Genomic DNA, 12,123 nt, shown 5'->3' with positions numbered 1-12,123 from the left:
TCAGGTCAAATGTCGTAGTCCATGCATTGGCGCTCGTCGCGCACAGCGCCAATGAATGGAATGATGGCTTTGTGGGTTGGATGGGCGGCGTATTCGGCCAGCGCTTCCTTGTTGGCAAATTCAGCGTACAGAATCACGTCGTAAGTCGCTTCCAGTCCGGGTTGCGCCAGCGCCACTTCGAACTTGAGCGTACCTGGCGAGAGCTTGGCGCAGGCGTCGAGCTTTTGCTTCATCTTGACGGCATTGGCGGCGCGGTCGGCCCCTTCGGCAAAGTCTTTCAGCTTCCACATCACAATATGTTTGATCATGTTGTCCTTTTAAAACCACGCATCCTGCATGTCCAGCGTGGTCGTGTCGATGCTGGCCAGCAGCTCCAGCTGTTGCTGAACCTTCGGCAGCTCCCAATGGAAGAAATAGCGGCACGCTTGCAGCTTGCCCAGGTAAAAGTTGGTGTCGTCGCGACTGGCCCCCGGCAAGGCATGCGCCGCCACCAGGGCTTGCTCCAGCCACATCCAGGCGACGATCGTATGGCCGACCGCTTCCAGGTACAGGCTGGCGTTGGCCAAGGTCTTGTTCATGTCGCCAGCGCCATACAGCGTGGTGGTAACGCGGCCGATGCGTCCCCACGCTTGTTCCAGCAAGTCGGCGCTGGCATGCAGCTCGTCCGGCACATCGGCCGCGCGCACCTTGGCGATGCTGGCGGCAAGCTCGGCACTGATGGCTTTGAACAGAGCGCCATTCTGCATCGACACTTTACGGCCCAGCAAATCGAGCCCGTGAATGCCATGCGTGCCTTCATGAATGGCATTTAAGCGATTGTCGCGGTAAAACTGTTCTACATTGTATTCACGCGTGTAGCCGTAGCCGCCGTGCACCTGAATTGCCAGGCTGTTCGCTTCCACGCACCATTGCGATGGCCACGACTTGGTAATCGGCGTCAGGAAGTCGAGCAGCATGCCGGCGCGTGCGCGCGCTTCGGGCGCGGGGGCGCTCTGCTGTTCATCCACCAGCCGGGCCGAATACATGACCAGCGCCATTGCGCCTTCGGCGTACGCTTTTTGTGCCAGCAGCATGCGCCGCACATCGGTGTGTTCAATGATCGGCACCTGCGGCTTGACCGGATCTTTTTCGGCGGGCGGGCGACCTTGCGGCCGGTTGCGCGCATAGTCGAGCGCGTGCAGGTAGCCGGTGACGCCCAGCACCGCCGCGCACATGCCCACGCCGATGCGCGCTTCATTCATCATGTGGAACATATTCATCAAGCCCTGGTGCGGCTCGCCCACCAGGTAGCCGATCGCGCCTGCGCGCCCGCCTGGCCGGTGGCGCCCTTCGCCAAAATTGAGCAGGCAATTGGTGGTGCCGCGGTTGCCCATCTTGTGGTTCAGGCCGGCGAGCACGACGTCGTTGCGCTCGCCGATCGCGCCATCGTCGCCCACCAGGAACTTGGGCACGATGAAGAGCGAGATGCCCTTGACGCCTGGAATCACGCGCCCATCCGGCCCCGGAATCTTGGCCAGGACCAGGTGGACAATGTTGCCCCCCAAGTCGTGTTCGCCAGCGGAAATCCACATCTTGTTGCCGCTTAGCCGGTACTGGCGTTCGCCTTCCGGCGCCGCAGTAAAATCCGGTTCTGCGCGGGTGCTGATGTCGGACAGGCTGGAGCCGGCCTGTGGTTCCGACAGGCACATGGTGCCAAAGAATTTTCCGGCAAGCATAGGCCGCACAAAGCGTTCGACTTGCTGCGCCGTTGCGCACTTGAGCAAGGTGTTAGCGTTGCCGACCGTCAAAAAGATATACGCCGAGGTGGCGATGTTGGCGGCCGTAAAGTAAGCCGACAGCGCCTTGCCTACCACGCACGGCAACTGCATGCCGTCAAATGCATAGTCCTGGCTTGCCGCCATCAGTCCGGCGGCGGAAAAGGCGTCGAGCGCGACCTTTACTTCGGGAATGATGGTGACTTTTTCGCCATCGAAATGGGGTTCGTTGCTGTCGTTCTTTTTGTTGTGAGGCGCGAACAGGTCGGTGGCGATCTGTTCGGCCGTATCGAGCGCGGCGTTGAAGGTTTCGCGGCTATGGTCCTGGAAACGGGGACGGCTGGTCAGCGTTTCCACATCCAGCCATTCATACAACAGGAAGTCGATGTCGCGGCGCGACAGAATTTTCGATTGCATTGGGTGTCCTGGCGAGTGCGGGCACCACCGGGCCGGCGGTGCCCTGTCATAACGGGCTAAGGAAACCTGCCTTGCAAGGCAGGCTCGCTACGCAGGGGCGCGGTACACGGCGCCAATTGCCTGCCCCCCGGTTTGGTTCAAACGACTTCGAACAGGCCGGCGGCGCCCTGCCCGCCGCCAATGCACATGGTAGCAACCACGTACTTGACGCCGCGGCGCTTGCCTTCGATCAGCGCATGCCCAACCAGGCGCGCGCCGGACACGCCGTACGGGTGGCCCACGGCGATGGCGCCGCCATTGACGTTGAGGCGATCCATCGGGATGCCCAGCACATCGGCGCAGTACAGTACTTGGACGGCGAACGCTTCGTTCAGTTCCCACAGGCCAATGTCGGCAACCGTCAGACCCGCTTTTTTCAGCAGCTTGGGAATGGCGAACACGGGGCCAATGCCCATTTCGTCCGGTTCGCAGCCGGCCACGGCAAAGCCGCGGAAAATGCCCAAAGGCGTGAGGCCCTTGACCTGGGCCATGCGGCTGCTCATGACCACGGCGACCGAGGCGCCGTCCGAAAACTGGCTGGCATTGCCGGCGCTGATCACGCCGCCCGGCAGCGCGCTGCGGATCTTGGACACCGCCTCGATGGTGGTGTCGGCGCGAATGCCTTCGTCCGCTGAAATGGTCACTTCGCGCGTTGTCAACAAGCCAGATTCCTTGTCGGCCACGCCCATGACCGTGGTCATCGGCGCGATTTCGGCGTCGAACTTGCCTGCGGCCTGGGCATTGGCGGCGCGCTGCTGGCTTTGCACGCCGTATTCATCCTGGCGGTCGCGTCCGATGTTGTAGCGCTTGGCGACCGTTTCGGCCGTTTGCAGCATCGGCCAGTACAGTGCCGGCTTGTGTTCCTTGAGCCATGGATCGGCCAGCATGTGGGTATTCATTTCCTGCTGTACGCAGGAAATCGACTCGACGCCGCCGGCCGCGTAAATATCGCCTTCGCCGGCCAAAATGCGCTGGGCCGCGGTGGCAATGGTTTGTAGCCCGGACGAGCAAAAGCGGTTGATGGTCATGCCGCCGGTGGTGACCGGGCAGCCGCCGCGCAAGGCGATCTGGCGCGCGATGTTGGCACCCGTGGCGCCTTCGGGATTGGCGCAGCCGATGATGACGTCTTCGATCTCGCCCGCTTCGATGCCGGCGCGCGCAATGGCCGCCTGCAGCGCGTGGCCGCCTAGCGTGGCGCCATGGGTCATGTTGAAGGCGCCCTTCCATGATTTGGCCAAACCGGTGCGGGCGGTCGATACGATGACGGCATCTATCATTTGTGTCTCCTGATGTATGTGGACATGTTAGTTAGTGAGGCGCTGGGCCCTGTTGATTGATACGAGAATAGCACATTTTAGTACGGTCGTTCGCAAATTTTGCGATTCAAATTTCGGCGCGCGGCGTGCGCTTGAAAACGTCCGGCGAAGTAGGGTCGCGGTGGCGTCAGTTTCGCGTAAGTTTCAAGCAAGGATGACGTAAGGTTATCGGAACAAACTGCATGCAGCTGAACAATTACCGGCTGATCCGATGAAGCACATAACTCAAATAGACGGAGACACATTATGGCAATATCCTCTGGCACCACGGCCAACGGAATGAAGGCGGTTCCTGCGTCCAAGAACCTGACCAAGGAAGAAAAGAAAGTCATTTTCGCTTCTTCACTTGGTACCGTCTTCGAATGGTACGATTTCTACCTGTACGGCTCGCTCGCAGCTATTATCGCCAAGCAGTTTTTTGTCGGCGACCCAACCACCACCTTTATTTTCGCGCTGCTCGCCTTTGCGGCCGGCTTCATCGTGCGTCCTTTCGGCGCGCTCGTGTTCGGTCGCCTGGGCGACATGATCGGGCGTAAATACACCTTCCTGATCACCATCCTGATCATGGGCGCCTCGACCTTCGTCGTCGGCCTATTGCCGAATTACGCGACGATCGGCATTGCTGCCCCAATCATCCTGGTCACGCTGCGCATTTTGCAGGGCCTGGCGCTGGGCGGCGAATACGGCGGCGCGGCTACCTACGTGGCTGAGCACGCTCCGGAAGGCAAGCGCGGCTACTTCACCTCATGGATCCAGACCACGGCCACGATGGGCTTGTTCCTGTCGCTGCTGGTGATCACCGGCACCCGCACTGCGCTGGGCGAAGCCGAATTTGAAGCCTGGGGCTGGCGCGTGCCGTTCCTGGTGTCGGTGCTGTTGCTGGGCGTGTCGGTATGGATTCGCATGTCGATGCACGAGTCGCCGGCTTTCGCCAAAATGAAAGCCGAAGGCAAGACGTCGAAGGCGCCGCTGACCGAGTCCTTCCTGAAAGGCAAGAACGCCAAGATCGTCCTGCTGGCGCTGATCGGCTTGACGATGGGCCAGGCAGTGGTATGGTACACGGGCCAGTTTTACGCGCTGTTCTTCCTGACGCAAACGCTGAAGGTGGACCTGCTCACGGCCAACATCCTGGTTGGTGTGGCACTGCTGCTGGCAACGCCGTTCTTCATCGTCTTCGGCATCCTGTCGGATCGTATCGGACGCAAGTGGATCATTTTGGGCGGCTGCCTGATTGCAGCGCTGACGTTCTTCCCGATCTTCAAGGGCTTAACGCACTTCGCCAACCCGGCGCTCGAAACGGCGTTGACCAATTCGCCAGTGACGGTGATTGCCGATCCAGCCACCTGCCACTTCCAGTTCAAGCTGACCGGCACCGAGAAATTCCCATCGTCGTGCGACGTTGCCAAAGGCATCTTGACTGGTGCATCGGTCAGCTACACGGCTGAAGCCGGCGCACCGGGTTCGGTTGCCCGGATCAAAGTGGGCGACAAGGAAGTAAGCTCGTTTGACGCCGTCATGACGGCTGACGGCTTGAATTTCGATGCCGACAGCAAGGCCAAGGAAGCGGCCATGAAGAAGGAAGTTGGCGGCATCATCAAGGCAGCCGGCTACCCATCCAAGGCCGATCCTGAGCAGATCAACAAGCCGATGACCGTTGTACTGCTGTTCATCCTGGTGCTGTACGTCACGATGGTATATGGCCCGATCGCTGCGATGCTGGTTGAAATGTTCCCGACCAAGATCCGCTACACCTCGATGTCACTGCCTTACCACATCGGTAACGGCTGGTTCGGCGGCTTGCTGCCAACCACTGCATTCGCACTGGTGGCATTGAAGGGCGACATCTACTACGGCCTGTGGTATCCGATCATCATTGCCCTGATCACCTTCGTGATTGGCGCCATCTTCGTCAAGGAAACCAAGGACAACGACATCTACGCCGCCGACTAAGCCGGCAGCACTCCCCATAAATGCCGCTAGCAATAGCGGCATTTTTTTCGTCAGTGCACCCCACTCCCGGGGTCAGTTCGCAATCCACCCAAGTTAGCGATGGGCGTGCACTTCAGTAAATTATGCGTTCTCCCGCTGCCGCAAACTGCTGCTGGTGACCTTGGTCGCTATCATGCTGACCGGCATGCGCATGCGCGTTCAGGCCGAACTGGACACTTTTTTTTGCGCATCTGCGTCTGCAGGCGCATCTGGTCCACGAGGTATCCGAACAGGCCTTCGCGCAGGCGCGCGCCAAACTGTCCCTGGTTACTATTGCGGGACTCAACGACTGGCCGATTGCACGCGCCGAGCAGGATGGCTTTGTGCCGCGTTGGCGCGGCCTGCGCCTGGTCGCCGCCGCACTATGGTCAAGCGCGCGCCAACCGTGACCCACCGCACAGTCCACACCGAACAGATGGGCATCCTCGCCGAAGTATCTGCCCTGGGCCTGTTCGGCACCGGGCTCAGCCAGCATTCACGACTCGTAGCCCTGGCCAGCGCCGAAGACCGGGCTTTGCCCGAGTCGCTGATGGCTGAAAAATTCAGCGGCCGCGAGGCCGTCAACGAATTGTTTGCCTTCGATGTCGATGCTTTGAGCGTGTCGACCGACCTCGACGTGGACCTGTTCATTGGCGAAGAGCTGACCGTTGCACTGCTGCAGCCCAAGCACAAGCTGGTCCTATTCGACAGCAAGGCGCAAGCGCCCGCAATGCCGGGCGGCGACACAATCCGTTTCCACGGCGTACGCGCCACCGATACGGACGACGCGATCGACGAATTTCGCGCGCGGCGCCAAGTGCAGGCCAACGCGGTCAGCATCAGCAGCTGGGATCCGTTTCAACTCGTTGCGCCTGCGGCCGAGCACGAGTCCAGCCTGGAGGCGGGCGAACTGCCGGCGCTGGCCATTTACGACGGCAGCGGCGAGCGCATCGCCAGCGACAGCGGTGTGGCCGATTCGCACAGCGCATTGATGCTGCAGGCACTGGAACTGGATAACAAAGTCTTTGTCGGCGCCGGCGCTGTCCGGCGGGGGCTCGCAGTTCACACCGCGCATCGGCACGGAAGTGCTGGTCGATTTCATCGAAGGCGACATGGACCGCCCCGTCGTCGTCGCGCAGCTGTACACCGGATCGGATGCGCCGCCCTTCGCGGCCGGCATCGATTCCGGTGTCAACCATGCCGGCGTGCTGTCCGGGATCCACAGCCATAACTTCGACGGCAGCGGCTTTAACCAGTGGCAGCTGGACGACACGCCGGGCTAGGTGCGCACGCGCCTGGCAACCAGCACAGCGGCCACGCAACTCAGTCTGGGCTACCTGATCGCGCAGGCGCCCTCCTCCGCGCAGCGCGGCGAGTATCGCGGCAGAGGCTTCGAGCTGCGCACCGATGCCTGGGGCGTGGTGCGCGGCGGCGAAGGCGTGCTGCTCTCGACCACTGGCCGCTACCAGCAAGGCAGCGGCGTGGCCTCGACCCAGCTCGATGTAGCCGAGGCGGTTTCGCGGTCCACCGGGGCTGCCGACCTGGGCAAGCACCTGGGCGACGCGGCCGTGCAGCAAAAGGCCTTATTCAGCAAGGACGCGGACAACGCGCAGCAGGACTTCATCGCCCAGATCGATCCAAAGGCGAAAGGCAAGCACGCCGGACCGGTCAACGGTCAGGAAGCGGCCAAGGCGCAAGCCGGCGAGCGCGAACTCGACACCGAGCAACCAGTGGAGAAATTTGCGGCGCCGCTCGTGTTGATGGAGTCGCCGACCAATATCAACTGGGCGACGCCCGCCTCGACCGTCATCTTCGCGGGACAGCACATGCAGTGGACCACGCAGTCCGACCTGCACCTTGCTGCGGCGCACACGGTGTCGTCGGTGGCTGCGAACGCGGTCAACCTGTTCACGCATGCCGGGGGCATTCAGGCCATCGCCGGCAACGGACCGGTGTCGCTGCAGGCGCATACCGACCAACTGGAGATTTTGGCGGACAAGGCCATCACGATTGTTTCGGTGAACGGCAGTATCGAGATCAAGGGCAGCGAACGAATTACGTTGCAAGCAGGACAGTCATCGATCACGTTGGAAGGCGGGAATATTACGTTTGCATGTCCCGGTAACTTTTCTGTCAAGGGCGGACAACATGTGTTTGACGGGGGCGCGCGCGCCGAAGCGTCGTCGGCACCGCTCCCATCTTCAAAATTGAGCCTGTTCAATCGCCAAATGCAGCTCAGTGCGCTGGACACTGGCGAAATCCTGGCTGAGACTCCTTATTTCATTCGATTGGACGATGGCGTTGTGTACCACGGCCGAACCGATTCGGATGGGCTTACCGACCTGGCCCAAGACCAGGCCGCGCTCCAAGGGAAGGTCGATTTCGGCCATGAGGCAATGAAACTAATCGCAAATTTTAAGGCAAAAGCATGAGCTCGCCATTTAACATACTGAAGACTGATGTTAATGGCGTCGCGCTCGGCAAGCGCGCCGTGGGCAACCCTGAGCGGCTGAAGCTGACACCGGCTCAGGAAAAGGACAAACTGGCCAAGGGAAAACTATTCCGAAGGCAAGAAACCGACACGTATAAATTAGGACCGGCGCAGCGCCCCGTATTCGAACACGACAACGGGCACCTGGGGGATCGTGGCATGCCAAAGCAGCCGCTGCGAAAACCGACGGCACTCTGTCAACAACGCGACCAAGGCGCTCATGAAAACACAACAGGCAACAAATTCCCGATCGCTCCTTGAAAAAGCAGTCCGGATCGGGAAATGGGCATTTTTGATTTTCGTGGCGCTGCTCGCTCTGTCGATCATGTATCTGCTGACACGAACACCTGCGCCCACCGATCCTGCGCCGCCGATCGAGACCAGCATCGCCGAGCTTCGCAAGCGGATAGATATTCAGATTCCGATCAAGAGCGTGCAATGGCAGGAATTCGGATCACCCGAATACCTCGGCGCGGGGGCACTAGGCCCAACCGATAACGTCATCCTTGTTGCAGAGATGCAGACTAGCGAGTCCAACTGGTTTAAGCCTGAGCCGACGAGTGAATTCATCATGCGGGTGGTACCGGAATCTGCGCGTCCCTGGTTGTCCGAACCGTTTAAAGCCGAGATGAAAAAGTCCATGCCGAGAAACGATTATCGGCCAGCTATTGCGTGCAAGGACTACTCCACGACCTTTACGAAAACGAAAAACCCCGTGGAAGGATTTATTTGCGCGGCTCAAGGGAAGGTGCTTCTATACCTTTGGATATCGAGCTCCGGGACATAGCACCAACATTCGTTAGTGGACAATCTCATAGACCAAGTGCAGCACCCTCTCCTGCAAAAGTGCCGCCATGGAGCCACCGATTGAACCACGGCCTGGTACCACGGCCGGCCAAGGTCACTTCGACGTTGGCGGCTGCGGCCGACATCAGACCTCATCGCTGCGGTCGGCAACCTCAAGCTTGAACTGCCATCCCTCGAAACACATCAACGCATGTCCAAGCTCGTCCCAGGAGAACTCTTGCCCATCGATCGTAACGAGCGGCAAGCGGTCCTCGGCGGCATCGTCAGAGCCGATGCGCCCTCGGACGGTCTCCTCGATGATTTCCAGACCGAGCCTTCCGCGTCTAACGTGCATCACCGCCAAGGCGCAGCGCATTTTTTCCACGAGACGCCCACACAGGGCAAATAAGTCTTCGCGCGGATCGCCGATGATCTGGAATTCGTAGCCGCCCGGCGCGCCGTCGCGAAGCTCGAATGCCTCCAGCGAGACGATGTCACCGAGCAGATGGGTACGCAGGTGAAACTCGTGCATCACTCCGTTTCAATCGGATAGCTTGACTGGTTCAAGACGGACATGCTCGAACTTATCGAGACCAACACGCGTGGCTACCTCGCTGTTGAAACAACGGGAACACAGCACCCGATAGCCCACATCGATTGACCCGTAGTTGACGGTGTCGTAGCCCGCCGTGACGGCGCCACACCCTGCACAGACGATTTCAGACACGCTGCTCCCTCCTCAATGCAGTGTTGATGGCGCCGTCGGCGTACCGCCACAGCATTTTTTGACTTTCTTACCGCTGCCACAAGGACAAGGATCGTTGCGCCCGACCTTCGGTGTCGCCCGGACGATGGGCATCGCCGGCATGGGGGCGTGGCCGCGCATTGCTCGCCGCGATTTCCAGTAGGTGGCAATCTCCACCAACGACGGCACTACGGCATCGATCCATCGGGCAGCATCGCCTTGCTTGTCGGTGATCGCCATGCCGTCTTCGGTCCCCAAGCGCATGAATGGCGCGAACCAGGTCGGTCGTCCGACGGCGAGCAGGCTCCATGCGCGCTCGTCGAACTGGAAACCGCAGAGGAAACCGTCTGACCATTCAGCGGCGCCGTAGTCTGCGCCGCGCAAGAACATGGGCTCGAAACCGGCCGGGTCGGTGTTGAAAGCCTCGACGACCGCGTTGTAATGCCGCATTAGCAGCAAGAGGACACGGTTCGCATCCGAGCTCTTGTCGAACACGGGCTCGGCCCGGCCATCGACATGGTCCCATACCCATGGCAACCATGCGGACGGGGGAATCAGCTCGGGACCGATGGCGATCGCGGCAAGGTAGCCATCGAACATCGCAAGATCCATCGACGTCGATTCTATCGATTCGTGGGCAAGATAATCATCAAGTTGGCAAAGTTCGGCATCGGACAAGCCGTGCATTGCGTTGCGATTGTCCTGACCGGACGGCGGGCCGATCACCGCATCGATGCCTTGTTCATCAATAGTACGCATAGCCTCGTCTAGCGCCGCGTGGTCGGTCGGGAACAGATCATCCCAAACGGTCGAGTTACCGTGCTCGTCGACCACCTCGAGTATCCAATCCTCATTCTCCGCGCGATAAATTTCCACCTGCACGCTCCTTCCGCTACGGCTTACGGTCTGATTCAGAGAGGAATAGATAATGGGCGTGTCTTCGTCGATATTTGTCACTTTTTTCAATCCTGATCGTGCTGCTTGTTGGTGCGTGCTAAAAGGGGAAAACAGGAGAAACTCTGGAAAGGGTACCTTAAGGTTTTTTCCATTGTTTATCTTCCCAGGTGTGTTGTTGTGCTTGTTGAAGCTGGGCGCGCCCGCGGTCGAGCTCGGCGCGCAGTTCGTCTTCGCTGGGCAGGACTAGTTTGTATTTGCTGGCCAACAGTTGCTCGTTGCCGTGCAAGACGGAATAGCGCACCACCGAGGCATTCTTGTGCGTGCACAGGATGATGCCGACGGTTGGGTTGTCGTCCGGGCCGCGCTTGAGTTCGTCGTACATGCGGACATACATGTCCATTTGGCCGATGTCCTGATGACTCAGCTCGCTCCGCTTGAGATCGAAAATGACGAAGCACTTGAGCAAGTAGTTGTAAAACACCAAGTCGATATAAAAATCGCGGCTTTCGGTACTGATGCGCTGCTGGCGGGCGACAAAGGCGAAGCCCTTGCCCAGTTCCAGCAGGAAGGCCTGCAGTTGGCCCATCAATGCCTGTTCGAGTTCGCTCTCCAACAGCGCGCCGGCACCCGGCAGGCCGAGGAACTCCAGCAGCACTGGATCGCGTACGAATTCGCGTGGACTCTCGCTCAGCGCCGTCAGTTGGCCGCTGGCTTCCCGTTCGACAGCGGCGCGGTCCTGGCTGGCCAGCAGGCGTTCGTAGTACAGTGTGCCGATCTGACACCCTAACGCGCGCGAACTCCAGTTCTGCGCTGCCGCTTCGCTCATGTACCACTGCCGGGCCGTGTCACTGTCTACCCGCAATAGCGTCCGATAGTGGGTCCAGCTCAATTCGTGACGCAGTGCGTCACACTTTGGAAATGCCTGATAAAACTGGCGCATGTACCGAAGGTTGGACGCATCAAAACCCTTACCGAATTCGGCAGTCAATGCCGTGGCCAGTTCAGACAGTAGGCGCTTGCCGTAGGCTGCGCGCGCCGCGCCGCCCTGCTCGAACTCAACGATATGCCGGCCCAGCTCCCAACAAGTTTGCACTTGGATGACATCGACAGCGCGTAGCGCGCGCTGTCGTGCCGCGCGGATCAGCTCCCCAAGTTCAGCTAGCAGTGCAGGGATATCTGGTTCCGAACCGGGCATAAGATTCGATTCAGTCATTTGCGTGGTTTTCCTAGGTGTTCGAATGTCGTGATTGAAAGGTCGGGGACCGAGCTTAATGCTGCGTAAGCCACAGTATGCACAGCGTTGCTATCCCGCCAAGCGCGGAGATGCCGAGTAGCTTCAGAAAATTCCAACCGAACGCTGGGGGGGGAGAAGTACAGGCCAATTCTCGCGCCTCATGTTCGTCCAGCAGTTGTTGCGTCAATCGAATCGTCCTTTCATAGTTGTTCCTCATTGCGCTATGCTTTTTGGCCGTCGGCGAAAGCTTATCCAGTTCCTGTTGCAGCTCTTGCAGTGAATCTCGGAGCGCTTGCTTGCTGCCAGCCAGCGGAGAGGGCGGGACGTCGGCGGGATGTCTCATATTTTCCTATCTGTGGCGTTCTCAAAGACCAAGTGCAACACCTTCTGCTGTAAGGTGCCGCCATGGCAAAAATCTACAAACATCTGACTACTCAAGAGCGCGCCGTCGTCATGACCATGCGCGCCGACCAATG

At 59.7% G+C, this 12,123-nt stretch carries 12 protein-coding genes and 1 pseudogene; 6 read left to right on the top strand and 7 right to left on the bottom strand.

Annotated elements, in window-relative coordinates; all coding sequences use genetic code 11:
• Window positions 1-5: 5 nt before the first annotated feature.
• The 3 genes from ACP7D4_RS20745 to ACP7D4_RS20735 form a co-directional block, all read right to left on the bottom strand.
• Window positions 6-308, bottom strand: a complete 303-nt coding sequence (locus ACP7D4_RS20745; protein ID WP_426211064.1) for a Dabb family protein — start codon at window positions 306-308, stop codon at window positions 6-8.
• 9 nt (window positions 309-317) lie between these two features.
• A complete protein-coding gene (locus ACP7D4_RS20740) occupies window positions 318-2,171 on the bottom strand; it encodes an acyl-CoA dehydrogenase (RefSeq protein WP_426211063.1) in 1,854 nt (617 codons plus the stop codon).
• Between the two features lie 137 nt (window positions 2,172-2,308).
• Complete coding sequence (locus ACP7D4_RS20735; protein ID WP_426211061.1) at window positions 2,309-3,487, bottom strand: acetyl-CoA C-acyltransferase; 1,179 nt, start codon at window positions 3,485-3,487, stop codon at window positions 2,309-2,311.
• A gap of 285 nt (window positions 3,488-3,772) precedes the next feature.
• Here ACP7D4_RS20735 and ACP7D4_RS20730 point away from each other — a divergent pair, with 285 nt between their 5' ends.
• The 6 genes and pseudogenes from ACP7D4_RS20730 to ACP7D4_RS20705 all read left to right on the top strand — a co-directional run bounded on the left by ACP7D4_RS20730 (window position 3,773) and on the right by ACP7D4_RS20705 (window position 8,772).
• Window positions 3,773-5,476, top strand: a complete 1,704-nt coding sequence (locus ACP7D4_RS20730; protein WP_426105953.1) for an MFS transporter — start codon at window positions 3,773-3,775, stop codon at window positions 5,474-5,476.
• A gap of 172 nt (window positions 5,477-5,648) precedes the next feature.
• Window positions 5,649-6,485: pseudogene (locus tag ACP7D4_RS20725) on the top strand (contractile injection system protein, VgrG/Pvc8 family); the annotation flags it as partial.
• Window positions 6,486-6,579: 94 nt separating this feature from the next.
• Window positions 6,580-6,777 carry a hypothetical protein gene (locus ACP7D4_RS20720; RefSeq protein ID WP_426105950.1) on the top strand — a complete coding sequence of 66 codons (198 nt, stop codon included), beginning with the start codon at window positions 6,580-6,582 and terminating at the stop codon, window positions 6,775-6,777.
• Window positions 6,778-7,926, top strand: a complete 1,149-nt coding sequence (locus ACP7D4_RS20715) for a DUF2345 domain-containing protein (protein WP_426211060.1) — start codon at window positions 6,778-6,780, stop codon at window positions 7,924-7,926. It abuts the gene before it with no gap.
• A complete protein-coding gene (locus ACP7D4_RS20710) occupies window positions 7,923-8,246 on the top strand; it encodes a hypothetical protein (RefSeq protein WP_426211058.1) in 324 nt (107 codons plus the stop codon). The genes ACP7D4_RS20715 and ACP7D4_RS20710 overlap by 4 nt, the downstream gene beginning before the upstream one ends.
• A complete protein-coding gene (locus ACP7D4_RS20705) occupies window positions 8,206-8,772 on the top strand; it encodes a hypothetical protein (RefSeq protein ID WP_426211056.1) in 567 nt (188 codons plus the stop codon). The genes ACP7D4_RS20710 and ACP7D4_RS20705 overlap by 41 nt, the downstream gene beginning before the upstream one ends.
• A gap of 144 nt (window positions 8,773-8,916) precedes the next feature.
• Here ACP7D4_RS20705 and ACP7D4_RS20700 read toward each other — a convergent pair whose 3' ends face one another.
• The 4 genes from ACP7D4_RS20700 to ACP7D4_RS20685 all read right to left on the bottom strand — a co-directional run bounded on the left by ACP7D4_RS20700 (window position 8,917) and on the right by ACP7D4_RS20685 (window position 11,626).
• On the bottom strand, window positions 8,917-9,303 hold the full coding sequence (locus ACP7D4_RS20700; RefSeq protein ID WP_426211054.1) for a DUF7713 domain-containing protein: 387 nt from the start codon (window positions 9,301-9,303) through the stop codon (window positions 8,917-8,919).
• Between the two features lie 9 nt (window positions 9,304-9,312).
• Window positions 9,313-9,498, bottom strand: coding sequence for a DUF7685 domain-containing protein (locus ACP7D4_RS20695; protein ID WP_426211052.1), 186 nt, complete (start codon window positions 9,496-9,498; stop codon window positions 9,313-9,315).
• Between the two features lie 12 nt (window positions 9,499-9,510).
• A complete protein-coding gene (locus ACP7D4_RS20690) occupies window positions 9,511-10,473 on the bottom strand; it encodes a UPF0149 family protein (protein WP_426211050.1) in 963 nt (320 codons plus the stop codon).
• A gap of 76 nt (window positions 10,474-10,549) precedes the next feature.
• Window positions 10,550-11,626, bottom strand: coding sequence for a PDDEXK nuclease domain-containing protein (locus tag ACP7D4_RS20685; RefSeq protein ID WP_426211048.1), 1,077 nt, complete (start codon window positions 11,624-11,626; stop codon window positions 10,550-10,552).
• Window positions 11,627-12,123: the final 497 nt, after the last annotated feature.

Source organism: Massilia sp. TWP1-3-3 (assembly GCF_049897805.1).
GTDB lineage: Bacteria > Pseudomonadota > Gammaproteobacteria > Burkholderiales > Burkholderiaceae_D > Telluria_A.
This window is presented reverse-complemented; position numbering and strand designations above follow the sequence as displayed.

Bases quoted from the DNA above. Each gene is read 5' to 3' on its own strand.
- ACP7D4_RS20745 (WP_426211064.1), bottom strand. From the start codon at position 308: ATGATCAAACATATTGTGATGTGGAAGCTGAAAGACTTTGCCGAAGGG.
- ACP7D4_RS20740 (WP_426211063.1), bottom strand. From the start codon at position 2,171: ATGCAATCGAAAATTCTGTCGCGCCGCGACATCGACTTCCTGTTGTAT.
- ACP7D4_RS20735 (WP_426211061.1), bottom strand. From the start codon at position 3,487: ATGATAGATGCCGTCATCGTATCGACCGCCCGCACCGGTTTGGCCAAA.
- ACP7D4_RS20730 (WP_426105953.1), top strand. From the start codon at position 3,773: ATGGCAATATCCTCTGGCACCACGGCCAACGGAATGAAGGCGGTTCCT.
- ACP7D4_RS20710 (WP_426211058.1), top strand. From the start codon at position 7,923: ATGAGCTCGCCATTTAACATACTGAAGACTGATGTTAATGGCGTCGCG.
- ACP7D4_RS20705 (WP_426211056.1), top strand. From the start codon at position 8,206: ATGAAAACACAACAGGCAACAAATTCCCGATCGCTCCTTGAAAAAGCA.
- ACP7D4_RS20700 (WP_426211054.1), bottom strand. From the start codon at position 9,303: ATGCACGAGTTTCACCTGCGTACCCATCTGCTCGGTGACATCGTCTCG.
- ACP7D4_RS20685 (WP_426211048.1), bottom strand. From the start codon at position 11,626: ATGACTGAATCGAATCTTATGCCCGGTTCGGAACCAGATATCCCTGCA.